Annotated in this window: 14 protein-coding genes; 7 read left to right on the top strand and 7 right to left on the bottom strand. The window is 72.7% G+C overall.

All coding sequences use genetic code 11. The annotated features are described in order from the left end of the window. Nucleotides 1-51: 51 nt before the first annotated feature. Nucleotides 52-2,148: an MMPL family transporter gene (locus KDY119_RS00680; RefSeq protein WP_085998082.1), complete on the bottom strand. Its 2,097-nt coding sequence runs from the start codon at nt 2,146-2,148 to the stop codon at nt 52-54. Nucleotides 2,149-2,253: 105 nt separating this feature from the next. On the opposite strand from KDY119_RS00680, the gene KDY119_RS00675 reads away from it, so the two are divergent. Next, nucleotides 2,254-3,237 carry a peptidoglycan DD-metalloendopeptidase family protein gene (locus KDY119_RS00675; protein ID WP_083891242.1) on the top strand — a complete coding sequence of 328 codons (984 nt, stop codon included), beginning with the start codon at nt 2,254-2,256 and terminating at the stop codon, nt 3,235-3,237. A 197-nt stretch (nt 3,238-3,434) separates the two neighbouring features. Here the strand turns inward: KDY119_RS00675 and KDY119_RS00670 are convergent, their stop codons facing one another. Continuing rightward, complete coding sequence (locus KDY119_RS00670; protein WP_083891243.1) at nt 3,435-5,759, bottom strand: glycoside hydrolase family 3 C-terminal domain-containing protein; 2,325 nt, start codon at nt 5,757-5,759, stop codon at nt 3,435-3,437. A gap of 195 nt (nt 5,760-5,954) precedes the next feature. Between KDY119_RS00670 and KDY119_RS00665 the strand changes: the two genes are divergently transcribed. Together KDY119_RS00665 and KDY119_RS00660 are read left to right on the top strand one after the other, a co-directional pair. Then, nucleotides 5,955-6,512, top strand: a complete 558-nt coding sequence (locus tag KDY119_RS00665; protein ID WP_036955107.1) for a hypothetical protein — start codon at nt 5,955-5,957, stop codon at nt 6,510-6,512. A gap of 108 nt (nt 6,513-6,620) precedes the next feature. Beyond that, nucleotides 6,621-7,298, top strand: coding sequence for an SRPBCC domain-containing protein (locus KDY119_RS00660; protein ID WP_051136973.1), 678 nt, complete (start codon nt 6,621-6,623; stop codon nt 7,296-7,298). 29 nt (nt 7,299-7,327) lie between these two features. Here the strand turns inward: KDY119_RS00660 and KDY119_RS00655 are convergent, their stop codons facing one another. The 5 genes from KDY119_RS00655 to KDY119_RS00635 all read right to left on the bottom strand — a co-directional run bounded on the left by KDY119_RS00655 (nt 7,328) and on the right by KDY119_RS00635 (nt 12,461). Then, complete coding sequence (locus KDY119_RS00655) at nt 7,328-9,424, bottom strand: acyltransferase family protein (RefSeq protein WP_083891244.1); 2,097 nt, start codon at nt 9,422-9,424, stop codon at nt 7,328-7,330. A 117-nt stretch (nt 9,425-9,541) separates the two neighbouring features. Then, nucleotides 9,542-10,648, bottom strand: coding sequence for a hypothetical protein (locus KDY119_RS00650; RefSeq protein WP_036955112.1), 1,107 nt, complete (start codon nt 10,646-10,648; stop codon nt 9,542-9,544). 44 nt (nt 10,649-10,692) lie between these two features. Next, on the bottom strand, nt 10,693-11,043 hold the full coding sequence (locus KDY119_RS00645; protein WP_036955609.1) for a PadR family transcriptional regulator: 351 nt from the start codon (nt 11,041-11,043) through the stop codon (nt 10,693-10,695). 179 nt (nt 11,044-11,222) lie between these two features. After that, on the bottom strand, nt 11,223-11,801 hold the full coding sequence (locus KDY119_RS00640; protein ID WP_148284332.1) for a hypothetical protein: 579 nt from the start codon (nt 11,799-11,801) through the stop codon (nt 11,223-11,225). 54 nt (nt 11,802-11,855) lie between these two features. Beyond that, nucleotides 11,856-12,461 carry an XRE family transcriptional regulator gene (locus KDY119_RS00635; protein ID WP_051136974.1) on the bottom strand — a complete coding sequence of 202 codons (606 nt, stop codon included), beginning with the start codon at nt 12,459-12,461 and terminating at the stop codon, nt 11,856-11,858. Nucleotides 12,462-12,529: 68 nt separating this feature from the next. Between KDY119_RS00635 and KDY119_RS18995 the strand changes: the two genes are divergently transcribed. From KDY119_RS18995 to KDY119_RS00615, 4 genes are all read left to right on the top strand, one after another. Continuing rightward, nucleotides 12,530-13,549: an NAD(P)/FAD-dependent oxidoreductase gene (locus KDY119_RS18995; protein WP_051136975.1), complete on the top strand. Its 1,020-nt coding sequence runs from the start codon at nt 12,530-12,532 to the stop codon at nt 13,547-13,549. After that, the gene (locus KDY119_RS18990; RefSeq protein ID WP_036955118.1) at nt 13,546-14,046 is read left to right on the top strand and encodes an NUDIX hydrolase; all 501 of its coding nucleotides are present in this window, start codon (nt 13,546-13,548) and stop codon (nt 14,044-14,046) included. Before KDY119_RS18995 ends, KDY119_RS18990 begins: the two co-directional genes overlap by 4 nt. 77 nt (nt 14,047-14,123) lie before the next feature. Continuing rightward, nucleotides 14,124-15,377: a D-arabinono-1,4-lactone oxidase gene (locus KDY119_RS00620; RefSeq protein WP_153021797.1), complete on the top strand. Its 1,254-nt coding sequence runs from the start codon at nt 14,124-14,126 to the stop codon at nt 15,375-15,377. A 212-nt stretch (nt 15,378-15,589) separates the two neighbouring features. After that, nucleotides 15,590-17,485: an HNH endonuclease signature motif containing protein gene (locus tag KDY119_RS00615; protein WP_083891245.1), complete on the top strand. Its 1,896-nt coding sequence runs from the start codon at nt 15,590-15,592 to the stop codon at nt 17,483-17,485. Nucleotides 17,486-17,605 lie beyond the last annotated feature (120 nt).

The raw sequence follows: 17,605 nt of genomic DNA, 5'->3' as shown, positions 1-17,605 counted from the left end.
CCTCAGCTCTCCAAGCCCTGCGGACCCTGGCGAACGTACCACCCAGTAACTTCACGCAACAGGCTCAGGTGCCCCCGACCTGCGCTCCTCGCGCGACAGCCGGCTCGGCCACCACATGGAGCGGCCGACGTCGAGGTTGAGTGCCGTCACGAGCACCGAGCGCACGATCAGCGTGTCCAGCAGGACGCCGAACGCGACAGCGAACCCGATCTCGGCGAACGTCACGAGGGGCAGCGTGCCGAGCGTCGCGAACGTCCCCGCGAGGACCAGGCCCGCGGACGTGATGACGCCGCCCGTGGCCGCCAGTCCGACGAGCGCGCCCCGCCGGGTCCCGAGCTTCGCCGCCTCCTCGCGCACACGGGTCATGAGGAAGATGTTGTAGTCGATGCCGAGCGCGACCAGGAAGACGAAGACGAACAGCGGCAGCGACGGGTCGGCCCCGGCGTAGCCGAACACGTGACGGAAGAACAGCGCGCTCACCCCCAGGGCGGCGCCGAACGACAGGACCACGGTCCCGATGAGGATGAGCGGGGCCGTGATCGCCCGCAGCAGCAGCGCGAGGATCACGAACACGACGAGCAGGATGAGCGGGATGATCCGCTCCGTGTCGCTCCACGACGCCCGCAGCACGTCGAGGTTCACGGCCGTCGAGCCTCCGACCTTCGCGTCCGCCCCCGGCACGGCGTGGACGGCGTCCCGCACCCGGTCGACCGTGTCGTAGGCCGCCTGGCTGTCGGGCGCGGACGTGAGCGTCCCCTCGAGGTAGGCCACGCCGTCGGCGACCACGGGCTTCGTGACGGTCGCCGCGTCGATGCCCTCGGTGCGCGCGAACGCCTCACGCACCGCGGACGCCTGCGCCGCGTTCGCCACCACCACGACCGGCTCGCCCGCGCCGCCCGGGAAGTGCTTCTCGAGCACCTGCTGGCCGGTGACCGACGGCTGCTCGCCGCGGAACGACTCCGCGGTCGACAGGCCCGTCGCGTTCAGCTGGGTCACGCCCAGGGTGCAGACCGCGAGGATCAGCGACGTGACCACCCAGGTGCGGCGCGGGCCGCGGGCGATCCGCCGCCCGACCTTGGCCCAGACGCCGTTCTCGGTGGGCTCGGCCTGGCCCTCGTGCGGGACGCGCGGCCAGAACACCCAGCGCCCGCAGGCGACCAGGAGGGCGGGCAGCAGGGTCAGCATGACGAGCAGCCCGACGACGATGCCGATCGCCGCGACCGGGCCCAGCCCGCTCGTGGAGCTCATCCGGGCGATCAGGAGGCACAGCATCCCGAGCGCGACCGTCGCACCCGACGCGATGATCGCGGGCGACGCACGGTGCAGGGCGAGACCCATGGCCTCGTGCTGGTCGTGGTGCCGGCGGAGCTCCTCCCGGTACCGCGCGACCAGCAGGAGGGCGTAGTCCGTCCCCGCCCCGAAGACCAGCACCGTGAGGATGCCCGCCGACTGCGCGTTGACCGTCAGCCCGGCATGGTCGGCGAGAAGGTAGATCACGGCCTGCGCGACCGTCAGCGCCACGCCCGCCGAGATCACCGGGAGCAGCCACAGGATCGGGCTGCGGTAGGTGAGCAGCAGGATGAGGATCACCACGCCGGCGGCCGCGAACAGCAGCGTCGACTCGATCCCCTCGAACGCCTTCGACGAGTCGGCCGCCTGACCCGCCGGGCCGGTGACGTACGCGCGGAGGTCGGGTGCGCCGTCGTCGGCGACCTGACGGAGCTGGTCGACGACGTCGGACGCCTGGTCCCAGCCGTTCGGGCCCAGGTTCAGCGGGACGACCACCTGGGCGGCCTCGCCGTCCTCGGAGGGCACGGGCCCCACGACCTTGCCGTCGAGGTCGTCGCGCCCGCCGAACTCCTTCGCGTCCTCCGCGACCGCCGCCAGGTCCGCGGACGTGAGCTTCCCGCCGTCGTCGCGCACGTAGACGACGACCGCCGGCAGCGTGTCCGGGTCGGAGAAGCGGGCAGCCACGTCGAGCACCTGGGTCGACTCCGCGCTCGCCGGCAGCCAGTTCTTCGTCTCGTTCGACTCGACGCCGCTCAGCTTGCCCGCGAGGGGCCCGAGGACGGCGAGCACGACGAGCCAGAAGCCGATGACGATCCACTTGGTCCATCGGTGGGTGATCCACGACGCGATCCGGGGCACCGCCCCAGTCTGGAACCCAGGCCGCGCACAGGGAACCCCGGGATGACCCCGACCCGTCCCTGAATCCCGGATGCGTGCGTACCGCGTCAGGCGCACCGTGGAGGCATGACCGATCGCCGACGCCCGGTCCGCCGGGTGACCACCCTCCTCGCCGGGCTGCTCGCCGTCGCGCTCGCGATCGCCGTGCCCACGTCCGCCCAGGCGGCCACGAAGGCCAAGCTGCCGCTCAAGGCGGAGACGTTCTACACGTCGTCGATGTACGGGCCACGCTGCCTGCCGGTCGCGAACGCGAGCGCCTCGCACATCGGCATCGACCTCGAGGCGCAGAACAACGCGCCGATCTACTCCGTCCTCGCCGGGACGGTCACGCACGCCGTCAACCCGAAGGGCGCGAACGCGGGCTACGTCATCGTGCGCAGCAGCGTCGGCGGGGTGCGCTACGACGTCGTGTACGTGCACATGGCCAAGGCCACGAAGTACGTCCGCGCCGGGAAGAAGGTCAAGGCAGGCCAGCGGATCGCGCTCGTCGGGCACAGCGGCCCTGCGACCAGCCCGAACCTGCACCTCGAGGTCTGGAAGGGCGGCTACGGCAAGACCCACGTCAACCCGTACACCTGGCTCAAGGCACGCGGCGTCAGCATCGCGAAGGCGCGGATCTTCGACCAGGGCGTCAAGACGCCGAAGAGCTGCACCTACTACTCGACGGCGTCACGGCTCAACATCCGCTCCGGTCCGTCGACGGGGTATCGCGTCCTCAAGACCGTCCCGCGCAACACGAAGATGATCTCCAAGCCCGGGAAGAAGACGAACAACTTCGTGCCCGTGACCGTCGGGAAGACCAAGGGCTGGGCCAGCGCCGCGTACGTGTCCCCGACCAAGGTCGGCTCGGGCGGCACCACCAAGGTGACGTACGTCGTCAAGCACAGCACCTGGCTCCGCACCGGCCCGTCGACCGGCTACAAGCACGTCAAGGCCGTCAAGAAGGGCACGAAGATCACCGTCGTCTACGCCCACATCAAGCACTCGCGCGACGTGTCGGTCGGCGGCACGCGCGGCTTCCTGCTGGACATGCGTCTGCGGCGAGGCTGACGCGCCCCGCGCAGGACCTCGGGCGGGAGGGTCAGACCGCGAGCCGCAGGGCGGGCGGCCCGGCGCTCGTCCTGGAGCTGCGTCGCCTCGACGAAGAGGGTGCCGAGCGTGGGGTGCTCGAGCTCCTTCGCGAGGAAGCCCGGCGAGGCGACGTCGCGCTGCCCCACCCTCCGACAGCGTGAGCGTTCCCTCCCCCGTCAGCGGGGTGGGGACGCCGCCTCGTAGGCAGCGACGAGCTGGTCGACCTGCTCGCGGGTCACGGCGTCCGTGAAGCTCACGACCTTGCCGATCGGCATCTGGCGGACCATCTCCGCCCAGCCCGCGTCGGCACCCGGGTCCGAGGCCGCCGCGAGCATCCCGCCCGCCTCGCTCGCGGCGGCGAGCGCCGCGCCCAGCACCTGCGCGCCCACCGGGTCGGTCAGCCACTCACCGATCGTCGACGTGGCGTCGAGGCGGCGCGGCGCACCGTCGCCCTCCGACGTGACGGACACGCGGCCGCGGACGTCGTGCGACGACGCGCCGACCTCGATCACGAACTCCCCCGCCTCGACCTCCCAGCGGTGGTCGCGCACGGACCAGAACGCGAACGCCCGGGCGTCGAGCGGGATCACGACGTCGGCCGAGGCACCGGGCTCCACCGACACCTTGCTGAACCCCCGCAGCTCGTGAGCCGGACGCGGGACCCGGGCTGCGACGTCGTGCACGTAGACCTGGACCACCTCGGAACCGGCGCGGTCGCCGGTGTTGGTGACCGTGACGTGGACGTCCCAGGCGTTCGGGCCGCGGTCGGGTGCGGGCGTGGCCGTGGGCTCGCCGTACCCGAAAGTCGTGTAGGTGAGCCCGTGGCCGAAGGGGTAGGCGACGGGCACGTGGAGCGTGTCGTAGTAGCGGTATCCCACGTGCACGCCCTCGCCGTAGAGGACGTGACCGTCGCCGCCCGGGAAGTTCAGGTACGACGGCGTGTCCTCGAGGTGGTGCGGGATCGTCTCCGTCAGGCGGCCGCTCGGGGAGGCGAGGCCGAACAGGAGGTCCGCGGTCGCGGAGCCGCCGGCCTGGCCGAGCAGCCAGCCCTCGAGGATCGCGGCGGTGCCGTCGCGCCACTCGGTCGCCGTGACCGCCGAGCCGTTCGAGAGGATCACCACGACCTTGTCGTTGACGCCGACGAGCTGCTCGAGGAGAGCGAGCTGGTCGTCGGGCAGGCTCATCGTCGTCCGGTCGTAGCCCTCCGACTCGGCCGCGCCCGGCAGGCCGAGGAACGCGAGCACGACGTCCGCGTCCCGGGCGACCGCGACGGCCTCGTCCGCGAGCGCCCCGTCGACCGCGCCGTCGAGCCGGAAGCCCGGGGCGTAGGCGACGCGGTCGTCGCCGGCCACGGCCCGGATCGCGGTGAGCGCGTCGTCGAGACGGGTCGGGACGACCTGCGACGAGCCAGCGCCCTGGTAGCGGGGCTCGCTCGCGAACGCCCCGACGACGCCGATCCGGGCCGAGCCGGACGGGTCGAGCGGGAGCGTCCCGTCGTTCTCGAGGAGCACCGCGCACGAGGCGGCGACCTCGCGCGCGAGGTCATGGTGGCGGGCGTAGGCCTCGTCGTCGAGCGCGGGGTCCTGGGCCGCGAGGGCGTCGTGCGTGCGGTCGAGCAACGTGAGCAGGCGGTTGGCCGCGACGCCGAGGACGGCCTCGTCGAGCCGGCCGTCCTGGACGGCCGCGACGATCACGGTCTCCCCACCCGACGGCGGCATCTCGAGGTCGAGACCGGCCCCGACCGCGGCGACCGGGTCGGACACCGCACCCCAGTCGGAGACGACGAGCCCCCCGAAGCCCCACTCCCCGCGCAGCAGGTCGGTGAGGAGCCACGGGTTCTGGCTCGAGTACGTCCCGTTGATCTTGTTGTACGAGCACATCACGGTCGTCGGCTGCTGCGTGGTGACGACGTGCTCGAACGCGGGCAGGTAGATCTCGCGGAGGGTGCGTTCGTCGACGTCGGCGCTGACCCGGAGCCGGTCGGTCTCCTGGTTGTTCGCGGCGAAGTGCTTGAGCGAGCTCCCCACGCCACGCGACTGGATGCCCTCGACCATCGCCGCCCCGAACACGCCCGCGACGAACGGGTCCTCCGACGCGTACTCGAAGTTCCGCCCGCACAGCGGGCTCCGCTTGATGTTGATCCCCGGGCCGAGGACCACCGCGATCTGCTCGGCGCGCGCCTCGTCCGCGATCGCGGCACCCACCCGGCGGACGGCGTCCGGGTCCCACGACGACGCGAGGGCCACCGCGGGCGGGAAGCACGTCGCCGGGTTCGATCCCCCCAGCCCGACGGCGTCCGCCTGGTCCGCCTGCTTGCGCAACCCGTGCGGCCCGTCGGTCACCATCACGGACGGGATCCCGGCGTCGGGCACGCCCTGCGTGTGCCAGAAGTCCGCGCCCGACACGAGCGACGCCTTCTGCTCGAGCGTGAGGCGCCCGATCACGTCGGGGTGCACGAGGGGCGGCGCGGGAACGGTGGGGCGGTCGGGTGCGGACGTCATCGTCAGGTCGCTCCTTGCTGAGACGGTCAGGGGTGCGCTGCGCTCATCGTGCGCCACGGGAAGGGGCGCGGTCGAGTCGGCCGAAGCGTCGGCCGAAGCACTGACAGCGAGGACCAAGGTTCGTCCCGGCGAACCTCCACGTTCCGTCCCTAGCGTGACGCCGCACCCACGGACGACCGCACGAGGACGTGAGAGATGGCCCGCACCCGCACCGCGACGTACAGCCCCGAGCAGACCGCCCGACGCGCGCAGCTCAAGACCGCGACGATCGGGCTCGTCGCCCACCTGCGTTCTTACGACGCAAGGGCCGCGATGGGGCGCCTCACCCCCGACCACGGCACCGCGAAGGTCACACTCCCCGGGTCGCGGCTGCGCTGCGACGTCGACGTGACACTGGTCGCCGACGCGCCGCGGTACACCTTCGAGGACCCCGTCACCGGAGACACCGTCACGGCCGACGACGTCCGCGCCGTCCAGCGTGCGCTCGCACCCACCCCGTCGCCGTGGCCACGCGTCGTGGTCCGGGCGCTCGTCGTCGGGCTCGCGCTCGCAGCCGTCGCTGCGCTGGCGATCTGGCCGCTCGAGGCGAGCAAGGACTTCGTCGGGGGCCACTGGGCGGTGCTCGTCGTCGGGGTCGGTGCGGTCGTCGTCGGGGTGGTCGGCGGCCTCGAGCTCCGACGGGTGCTGCGACGGCGGCGGGTCGAACGCGACGGCCTCGAGCGGCTCGGCGGGAGTCCTGCGCGTCGACGCTGACCGGCGGCTTCGCGTCGACGCAGCGCGAGCAGCCGACCCACGGCGCTACGGTGAAACATGACGGGCTCCCGCCCGTCGCACCGCCCCACGCGGACCACCGGAGGACCGATGAGCGACGCCCCCGCACCCGAGCAGCCGACGCCGTCGGGCGCGCCGCTGAGCAGCGTCGCCCGCACCGTCGACGTCCGCGAGGAGGACGGCGCGCTCCGCGACGAGGTCGTCCTCGCCATCACGCTCCCGCAGGACCTCGACGCCGTCTGGCCGGCCGTCACCCAGGCCGAGCAGATCAGCCGGTGGTTCGTGCCCGTGACCGGCGACCTCGCCGACGACGGCCGCTACCAGCTCGAGGGCAACGCCAGCGGGACGGTGCTCGACTGCCGACCGCCGCACCGGTTCCGGGTCACGTGGGAGTTCGGCGACGAGACCTCGTGGGTGACGGTGTCGGTCGAGCGCGAGGAGTCCACGACCGGGGGCGACGACGCGACCCGCCTCACCCTCTCCCACCTCCTCCCCCGCGCACCCCAGTGGGACACGTACGGGCCCGGCGCCGTCGGGATCGGGTGGGACCTCGCGCTCGTCGGTCTCGTCCGCTACCTCGCGACCAGGTCCGCCCGGACCGCGCAGGACGCGACCGCGTGGCTCGCGTCGCCCGACGGCGTCGCGTTCGTCCGGCACTCCGGGCGCGAGTGGGGGCACGCCCACGCGGCGTCGGGGGTGGACGAGGACGCGGCGCTCGCCGCAGCCGAGCGGACCGTCGCCGCGTACCTGGGCGAGCCGGTCGCCTAAGGGGTCTCCGCCGGACCCGACCGACGGGTTCACCGTCCGTCAGCCAGCACGTCCTCGATCGTCGGCCCGATTCGCGGGGCGAGGGTTCGCGCATACGTCGCCGTCAGGTGCTGCTCGTCTCTGTTCACCAAGACGTTCCCGACGACGGCCGGGCAGGTGCCGTTCGCGCAGAACGCGTCCGTGAGGTCGAGCAGGTGGAGCCCTGGCACGAGCGCCGCTGCGGCCGTCTGCGGGTCGTACGGGAGGGCGGCCGCAAGCGTGCGGTCGCAATGGTCGGGGTCGCGAAGGTGGTCGGCCACGCACGCCTGCGTCGCGTCCCCCGGCATCGACAACGGGTTGTCGCGGATCGCCACGACGGGCGCCTTCTTCGCGAGCTCGCGCCAGACATCCACCAGGCCGCGCACCGGGTCTGGGGCCGAGCCGTCCTCAACCCATGGCACCGCGCTGCGACCCGACGTGACCACGACGTCGATGCTCGGGTCGGACCCCACCTCCGCGAGCGTCGCCGCGTTGGCTCGGAGGCACGGGCCGCCGCGGTCACGGTCGCTCGTGCGCTCAGCAAGGCTGAACGGACAGCTCGAGTGGAGATACGTCGTCACACGCCAGCGGTGCTGCCGGGCGAGCACCTCGAAGGCGGGGACGTACTGCTCCATGTGCGAGTCACCGACCAGCGCGACCGTCGTGGTGGCGTCCGGGTCACCGAACACGCACCGCGGCGTCTTCGACGAAGACGCAGGCGCCTTGCACGTGGCCGCTCTTGCCGGGACGTCGGACCGTGCGTCGGCTGGCACCGGCGCGATCGCGGACCCTTCGGAATACGTGCGCCATCCACTGTCGGTAATCGACGCGGCTCCGAGACGTGCCGGCGCTGCTGCGAGCAGGGCCACGCTTGCCTCGCGCTGGCTGGCCAGGTCGTGGTCGCTGACCTCCCGCGGAAGTCCGGCGACCGCGAGCGTCATGATCAGCGCGGCACACGTCACGACGCCGACGCTTGCAGGCCGCCGGGCACGCCCGTATGCGAGAGCGGGGATCTCGATCCACCGCCGGCTGACAGCAGCTATGCCTACGGCAAGAGCGACGGCAAGCGCCCGTCGCCCTACTCCGCTCCCGGCGCCGCCCGCACCCGCGAGCAGGACGAGGGTCGGCCAGTGCCACAGGTACAGGGAGTACGAGGCGTCTCCGAGCCAGCGCACCGGCTGCCGCACGGCGAGCCTGGCCGGCGCGGTGGTGGAGTTCGGTCGCGCGGCAAGCGTGACGGCGCACGCTCCCGCTATCAGAAGCAGCGCCCGGGCGTCGGGGTAGCCGCCGGAGCCGTCGAACATCACTGCTACGAGAGCGACGACGGAAAGGCCGGACCAGACGAGGCCGCGCCGGAGTCGTTCCCAGGTCGAGCAGTTCGTCTGGCACGGCAGGACCGCGACGAGGCCGCCAGCCGCGAGCTCCCAGGCGCGGGTCGGCGTCGCCTCGTAGATTGCGGGGCTCCCGGTTCGACCCCACACGAGGCATACGGCGAACGAGACCACCAGCACGACGAGGACGCCTACCCGGACGCTGCGGGTCCCGCGACGCCGCCCGGCGGCAAGACAGACCGCGATCACCACGGGCCAGATCAGGTAGAACTGCTCCTCGACCGCCAACGACCAGAAGTGCTGGAACGGTGAGGCGGCCAGCCCGTCGGCGAGGTAGTCGGTCTGCCGGGCCGCGAGCAGCCAGTTCTCGGCGAACAGGGTGGAGGCGCGGGCGTCGTCCGTGAGGCCCGCACGCTGGGTCACGGGGAGCAGGAACGATCCCACGAGTGCGGTGGCGACGACCACAGCGAGTGCCGCCGGGAGCAGGCGCGCCGCTCGTCGCGCGTAGAAGGCAGCGAGGCCCACCCGGCCGTCGCCGGCCCGTGCGACGAGCTGTGCTGTCATGAGGTAGCCGGAGACGACGAAGAACACGTCGACCCCGACGAAACCGCCGCGAAGCACCCCTGCGTGGTACGCAACGACGAGAACGATCGCGAGCGCGCGGAGCAGGTGAACCTCCGGGAGGAAGCCCGTATGACCTGCCGGACGGCCCGCCGCGGGCGCAAGCTCCGAGGGTCGCGCGACCGACGACGCAGCACGGGTGACAAGTGCGGGCATGGTGGGGCGACCCTTCCGGCAGGTGTGGCGTCAGGGCATGACGAAGGAACCCGCCGATGAGCGGGAGTGCAAGAGAGGGTCGGTGGTCAGGTCGGGTGAGGCATCGTCCTCGTCACGTCACGTCGACGCAGCACGTCTGGTCCGGAGCGCCCGTACGCCGAAGAACCAGAGCGCCGTGACAAGGATCGACGTCGCCGCGATGGTCGTCGCCTCCCAATGCCGCGGGATCGCCATCGCCTCACCCAGATCAGCGAAGAAGTGTTGGAAGCGCCCGTGCTGAAGGGGCGGAGAGTGCGGGTAGCTCATCTGGCTGAAGTCCACCCGGAGCAGCACGATTCGAGGGGCCGCGAACACGAGCACCGCCGGCGCCGCATAGGGGAGCGCCAGGCGACCTGTCCTCGTTGCGACCAGCCCGGTGGCCACCGTCACGGCGTAGGTCACAAGGATGATCTGCATCAGGACTTCGGCGTAATCGTGCGAAACGAGGTACCAAACGAAGCCCATCCCGGTCCCAGTGGTCGCCCCGAGCACTCCCGACCAGGCCGCGAAGGCCCGAAGTGCGCGAAGATCGCGGCCAACGACGAATTGCCCCTTCCGGACACACCCGACGAGCACGATCAGTCCGACGACCTGAAGCATCAGCCAGCCGGCGCCGGTCAGCGGTGCCCACGCGTCGAGGACGAGAAACCTGCGATCACCACCCAGCGCGTGACCGGTCGCGGCCAGCCACGAGACCATTGCGACAAGGACGCCGGCCACCGCTGGCAACACGGCCCAAGCGGGTCGGCGAAAGCACACGGCGATGACGAGGGCGCCCGCCCAGAGGCACCAGACAAGCCAGTCCGGGTGCCACCCCATCGGGCCAGCGGCGAACTCGAACACCGCCGTTGACCACCAACCGCCGACACCACCCACCGCGCCGTCGGTTGTGGCGAGCCACCCGGCGAGAACCGCATCGCCGACAACCCGACCCACGCCGAACGACAACAGACCGAAGACGCCGATCACCATCCCCGCCCACCAGCGGTTCCGGTCGCGTGGGGACGGCGCGAACAGTGCCCTTCCCCACGTCCGCGCGGCGAGGCGTGCGACGTCGAGCCGGTCCAGCGCGGAAGGTCGACGCTCCCCCGCGGCCTCGAGGTAGACGTCGAGGAGTTCGTCCCCGTGCTCTCGGCGGTAGCCGGGCGGAAGGATCGCGAGCAGCCGTCGATACGTGTCCGCCATCGGGCTGGGAGCTACCGGACGGAGACCTGGACGGGATGCCGTCGTCATGCCGTGACCGCTGGCGCCTGAGGTGCGGGGCCTGCGGATCTCAGCCGGGCGAGCGCCGCCTCGGCCTGGCGGCGGATGCGGTCAGCCTCTTGCGCGAGCCGCTCTCTCCCGGCATCGGTGAGCCGGTAGTAGCGACGGAGCCGGGAGTCGACGACTTCTTCGTGATCGAGCTCGACGAGCCCCTGCCCGGCGAGCCGGTCGAGTGCGCCATACAGCGTCCCGACCCTCAACGTGACCGCGCCGCCCGAGATGGACTCAGCGTCCTTGATGATGCCGTACCCGTGCTGAGGGCCAGTCGCTAGTGCCGTCAGAATGAGGAAGGTGGGCTCCTGCACACGTTCGATCATGCGGCCAACATACATCGCGCACCGATATATGCAAGCGGATGGCCAGTCGAAAGCGGCGCCTGTGCGTGTTGATCGCAGACAGCGAGGGGGCCTACTCTGGACGAGTAGCCACGCCATCGAGGTGGCCGTGGAAGTGAGCCTCGGGAGATCCTGCCGGACGACAGGGCCCGGGGCTCGCGTTATACCTTGGGTCGTTCATCGACGACATGGATGGTCGTCCTACGCTCGAGCGCACGAAGCCAGCGCCCTCGCCCGACGCGGTCGGCGACCACGGCTCCACAGACTGCGTCCGCTATCCACAGGACTGGATCGGCCGGCCCGGGTGCGTGCTTCAGTCGCATGCTCGGGCCAAGCCGCCGCGACGCACGGAGCGCGTCGAGCATGTCACGGTCCCGGCGGTCGTCGCGGACGCCACGCGACTCGAGCGTGAGCTCGGTGCAGCCGAGGTCTGCCAGCAAGGGAGCGAGCACCTCGAAGCACTTCCGACGCCGCCGCTCGTCTCGATCGCGGTCCGGCCCGCACCTCACCACGACGACGGCATCGAGTGGCAGGTCGGCAACCACGGCTGAGACGACATCGTGACGGGTGTCCGAGTCGCCTCGCCAATGCGCCTTCTTCTGTCCGGGCAGAAGGAGCGGCCGCATCGCGTCGCGAAGCTCTTCGACAGCCGGAGGCTCCACGACGACGGCCGCCATCAGATAGGTCCCCGGGTCAACGCTCGAGACCGAGCCCGACTCGTCACCCCACGCTGAGAACACCGGTCCTCCTGGCCACCGAGTGGCGCCACCCTAGCGAAGAGAAAGAGCGCTCCGTCAACCCTCGCGGACGTGCACCTGCTCGCCCTGCGGGCCGAAGAGGTGCAGCACCTCCGCGACCTCGCGGCCCGCGTTGACGATGGCGTGCGGGGTGCGGGTGTCGAACTCTGCGGCCTCGCCGGGCTCGAGGATGGTCGTGCGGTCGCCGAGATCGAGCCGGACGCGCCCGCTCAGCACGTAGCACCACTCGTATCCGTCGTGCCGGCCGAGCCGCACGGGGGCGTCGGGGTCGCGCCCCGGGATGATCGCCTTGTACGCCTGCAGGCCCGTCGCGTGCGGCGTGAGCGAGAGGTAGATGTTGCCGTGCCGGCGTTCGGGCCGGGGCCGGACGCGCGGGTCGCCCGTCGGTGGCGCGCCGACGAGGTCGTCGAGCGCGACGCGGTAGGTCCGGGCCAGCGGGACGAGCAGCTCGAGCGTCGGGCGCCGACCACCGGACTCGAGGCGCGACAGCGTGCTCACCCCGACGCCCGTCGCATCCGCCACCTGCGCCAGGGTCATCCCCCGCCGACGGCGCAGGTCACGCAGGCGCGGCCCGACGCCGTCGAGCAGGTCGCGCAGGTCGGTCTCCCCGGCCTCGGGTGCCGGGTGCTCGTGCGGCGCCATGTCGCCTCCTGTTGCCGATACTGCAACACACGTTGCCACATCGGCTCCGCGGCGCCGACCGTGGACACATGACCACCACACCCGCTCCCGCCCCGACCGAGCCGACGGCCCCGCACGAGACCTGGGACGCCGTCGTCGTGGGTGGCGGCGTCGCGGGTCTCGCCGCGGCCCTCATGCTCGGGCGTGCCCGACGCCGCGTGCTGGTCCTCGACGCCGGCGCACCCCGCAACCGCTTCACCGCCCACATGCACGGCGTCCTCGGGCGCGACGGCACCTCACCGGCCCGGCTGCTCGCGGACGGGCGCGCCGAGGTCGTGTCCTACGGCGGCGTCGTCCGGACCGCCGAGGTCGTGGCCGCCGGCACCGACGACGACTCCGTCACCGTCACCACGTCCGACGGCGCCACCCACCGCGCCCGCCACCTCGTGGTCGCGACCGGCCTGCGGGACGAGCTGCCTGCCGTCGACGGGCTTGCACGGTTCTGGGGGCGCGGCGTCGCGCACTGCCCGTACTGCGACGGGTACGAGGTGCGCGACCAGCGGCTCGTCGTGCTCGGGACGGGGCCGGGGAGCGTGCACCAGGCCCAGCTGATCCGACAGTGGTCCGAGCGGATCACGTACGTCGTGCACGACGCACCCGCCCCCACCGACGAGGAGCTCGCGACGCTCGAGGCGCGCGGGATCGTCGTCGAGCAGCACCGCGCCGTCCGGGCGGACGCCGCGGCCGGGCCCGACGGCGAGCGGCTCGCCGGGCTCGTCCTGGACGACGGCCGCACGCTCCACGTGGACGCCGTGTTCACGGCCCCCACGCCCCGCCCGGGCGACGACTACCTGCTGCGCCTCGGTGCCGAGCGGGCCGAGGGCGCCGTCGGACCCGGCGGTGCGCTGCCGGGAGCCGTGCCCGTCGACACGCTGGGGCGCACGAGCGTCCCGCGCGTCTGGGCGGCGGGCAACGTCGTCGTGGCCCACGCGAACGTCCCCGTCGCGATCGCGGCCGGGACGATGGCGGGCGCGGGCGTCAACCACGCGCTCGTGGAGGAGGAGGTCGCGGCGGCCCTCGCGTCGCGCGCCGTTACCGTGGCGGGGTGAGCACACCCGAGTTCGTCCTGGCCCTGCGCGAGAAGATCGGTCACGCGCCGCTGTGGCTGTCGGGGGTGACGGGCGTCGTCGTCCGGGACGCGGACGCCTCGGACCCTGAGATCCTCCTGGTGCGCCGCGCCGACAACGGCGCCTGGACACCCGTGACCGGCATCATCGACCCGGGCGAGCACCCCGCGGACGCGATGGTCCGCGAGGTCGCGGAGGAGACCGGGATCGAGGCGACGCCGGTCCGGCTCGCCCGCGTCGGCGTCACCCGCCCGGGCGTCTACCCCAACGGCGACCAGGTCCAGTTCATCGACCTGACGTTCCGGCTCGCGTGGCGGTCGGGCGAGCCGCACCCCGCCGACGGCGAGAACACCGACGCGCGGTGGTGCCCGGTCTCGGAGCTTCCCGCTCTCGACGACGACATGCAGGCCCGCGTCGACGCCGCTCTCGCCGACGACGAGCGCACCGCGTTCTTCACGGGCGGCGAGCTCGTACGCTGAGCGCTCCGCGCACGGGCGACCCTGCGCCGTCGGGCACATGCAGTCGAGAGAGCGCCGGGAGTGATGGGATGGGGTCCATGCAGATCGCGAACTGGGCGGGCAACCACGACATCACCGGGACGACGCTCGTCGAGGCGCGCACCATCGAGGACGTGCAGCGCGCCGTCGCCGACGCCGACCGCGTGCGCCCCCTCGGGACCCGGCACTCGTTCAACGACCTCCCGGACACCACCGGAACACTCGTCACCGTGACCTCGGTCCCCGCCGAACCCGCCCTCGACGAGACCGCACGCACCGTGACCGTAGGCGCCGGCACCCGCTACGGCGAGCTCGCGGGCTGGCTCGCCGGCCGCGGCTGGGCACTGCACAACCTCGGGTCGCTGCCCCACATCTCGATCGGCGGGGCTGTCGCGACCGGCACGCACGGGTCGGGCGACGGCAACGGGTCGCTGTCGACGGCGGTGCGTGGGCTCGAGATCGTCGGGCCCGACGGCGCGCTGCGCACCCTCCGCGCGGACGACCCCGAGCTGAAGGGGAGCGTCGTCGCCCTCGGCGCGCTGGGCGTCGTCGTGCGCGTGACGCTCGCGGTCGAGCCCGCCTACCTGGTCCGCCAGGACTCCTACCGCGACGTCCCGTGGGAGGCCATCCTCGCTGACCTGCCCGCCGTCACGGGCGCCGGGTACAGCGTGAGCGTGTTCACGAACTGGGTGGACGACACCGTCGAGCAGGTGTGGGTCAAGCGTCGCGTAGGCGTCGAAGGGTTGGAGGACGACGACGTCCCCGACCTTCTCGGGGTACCCGCCTCAGGCCTCCCGCAGCCGCTCATCGTCCCGACCGACGAGGTCAACACGACCTTCCACCTGACCGCCGGAGCATGGAACGAGCGGCTGCCGCACTTCCGCTTCGACGCGACCCCGAGCGTCGGGGACGAGGTGCAGTCCGAGTACTTCGTCGCGCGCGAGGACGCCGCTGAGGCGCTGCGGGCGGTGCGCGCCGTCGCGCCCGGCTTCGTGGACGCGCTCGTCGTCACGGAGCTGCGCACCATCGCCGCCGACGACCTCTGGCTTAGCCCCGCATACGGGCGCGACTCGATGGCCCTGCACTTCACGTGGCGCAACGACATGCCGGCCGTGCTCGCAGCCCTGCCTGCGATCGAGGCCGCGCTCGAGCCGTTCGGCGCGAGGCCGCACTGGGGCAAGGTCCACCTGCTCGACGCCGGCACGCTCGCCGGGCGGTACCCGCGGTTCGACGACGCCCGCGAGCTGGTCGCGCGCCGCGACCCGGACGGGAAGTTCCGCAACGACGCCGTGGACCGGGTGCTGGGGCGCTGACGCGCGGGAGCGACGCGGGGGGCACCGGGCGCGGGGGCACGGGGCGCGGAGGCGCGGAGGCGCGGGCGACCGTGTCAGCGGGCAGCCGCCAGAGGGTGCCGCCAGAAGGCGCGGGGTGGCCTCGAGGAGTTCGGCTCGCCGGGGGGCGTCCGTGGCGTCGGTGGGTGCACCGGCTCGGACCCGCGAGCCTCCGACGACGGCGCAGAAGGCCGATGCGACCCCTGTCCACAGGTCGTCCTCGGGTCTGGCGACCGCGACCGGAACACGCTAGAATCGAACACATGTTCGATTCGCAGTCGGTTGCTGGAGGCGCTGAGGCTGCCGGCGCGCCGGACCGTGCCCGGGGTGACGCAAGCGATCTCGACGCCACCTCCGCCCGCGCCGGCAACGAGTCGCAGGGCGCCTCATCGGTTCTCGACCTCGCGCTCGCGAGCCTGCTGACCAGGGCGCTCGAGCTGCGCGAGGCGAGCTGGCAGCATGGCGCCGCCAGGCCGGCCGACGGGGACAGGCCGGCCGGCGCGGAGTGCCAGGCGGCAGGAAGCGACGCTGCCGAGCAAGGACCGCCAGCGCCGGACCTGGCGTCCAGCGCTGCCGGGCTCGAACGTGCCGAGCTCGAACGTGCCGGGCTCGCCCCCGCGGGGATCGGTCCCGCGGGGATCGATCTGTCGGGGATCAACCCTGCCGGGGTCGACGCGGTTGTCCTCGGCAAAGCCGCCGCACTCTCGCGGGCCGAGCTCGCGGACCTTGACGACGACGCCTTGATCGAGGCAGCCGTGGCATGGCAGCACGTCGCCTCGTGGGCGGTGGCGGCTCAGGCGCGGGTCGTCGCTGAGCTCCTCGCCCGCGGTGGCGCGTCGTCGGCTGCACTCGAGGCCGTCACCCACGAGCTGACGGCGGCGCTCGTGACGTCGCGCCACGCGGCGAGCAGGCTGGCCGGGCGTGCGGCAGCACTGTCGGCGGCGCCCGAGGTGGCCGACGCACTGTCGGACGGTCGTATCGACACTGCCCGCGCCGACGCGCTTCTCACGAGCGAGTCCGTTCCACTTCGCGTCCGTCAGCAGGTCGCAGCCGACCTGGTCGGCACAGCCGCCAAGCCGGGGCCCGCCACGGGGCTGACTCCTCGGCAGCTGCGCGACCGTCTCCGGCGCGCTGCCATCGAGGTGGACCCCGACGGGGCGGCGCAGCGAGCCGTGGCCGCGACAGCAGAACGCCACGTGTGGATCGACCCCGCGCCCGACCAGATGGCCTGGCTGACCGCACACCTGCCAGCCGCGGACGCGGCCCGTATCTGGGCACGGCTCGACGCTTCCGCACGTCACGCCGTGCGTCTCCCTGACGAGGACCGCACCCTCGGTCAGCTCCGCGCGGACGCGCTGACACAGCTCGTCACCACCGACACCGGCACCGCCACCCGCCCCACCACCGACAGCCGTCCCACCACCGGCACCGCCACCCGCGCCACCACCGACACCAGCGCCCGGCCCGTTCCCGCGGTGAGGACCGTCGTCAACGTCACCGTTTCCGCCGACTCGCTGCTCGGGCTGGACGAGTCACCCGCACAGCTCGCGGGCTATGGGCCGGTGCCCGCCCCGGTCGCCCGCGTCCTCGCCTCCGACGGCGACGCCACCTGGCGGCGCATCCTCACCGATCCCACGACCGGCGCGGTGACCGACGTGTCACGCACCGGTTACCGGCCGGGCGTCGTCCTGGGCGACCTCGTCCGTACCCGTGAGCCGGTCTGCACCTTCCCGGGATGCGAGGTACCCGCCGCACGCTGCGACCTGGACCACATCGAGCCCTTCGACCCCGCGCGCAGCACGGCCGGGCAGACCAGGGCCTCGAACCTGCACCCGGCCTGCCGGGCACACCACAACGCCAAGACGCACGGCGGATGGTCGACCCGCACAGACGACGAGGCCATCGTCTGGAGCGCGCCGTCAGGACGCACGTACCGCGTCCCGCCCACACCGACCGACACCAGCCGCGCGACGGGCCCCGTGACCCCGACACGACCCAGACCACGCCGAGCCGGACCGCACGACACAGGCGCCCCACCGCCGGGTCCACCACGTCCACCCGTCGAACCGCTCGGCGATCCACCGTTCTGACGCGCCGCTTCTGAGGCGCCGCTCGTGCCCGACCCGAGCGGGGGGTGCCGCGCGGTCGGGTCAGGTCGGTCGCCTCAGCGCTCGTCGGCCGTCGGTCGACTCAGTGCTGCCCAATCCGGT

Origin of the sequence: Luteimicrobium xylanilyticum (assembly GCF_009429125.1) — a bacterium.
Lineage (GTDB): Bacteria > Actinomycetota > Actinomycetes > Actinomycetales > Cellulomonadaceae > Luteimicrobium > Luteimicrobium xylanilyticum.
This window is presented reverse-complemented; position numbering and strand designations above follow the sequence as displayed.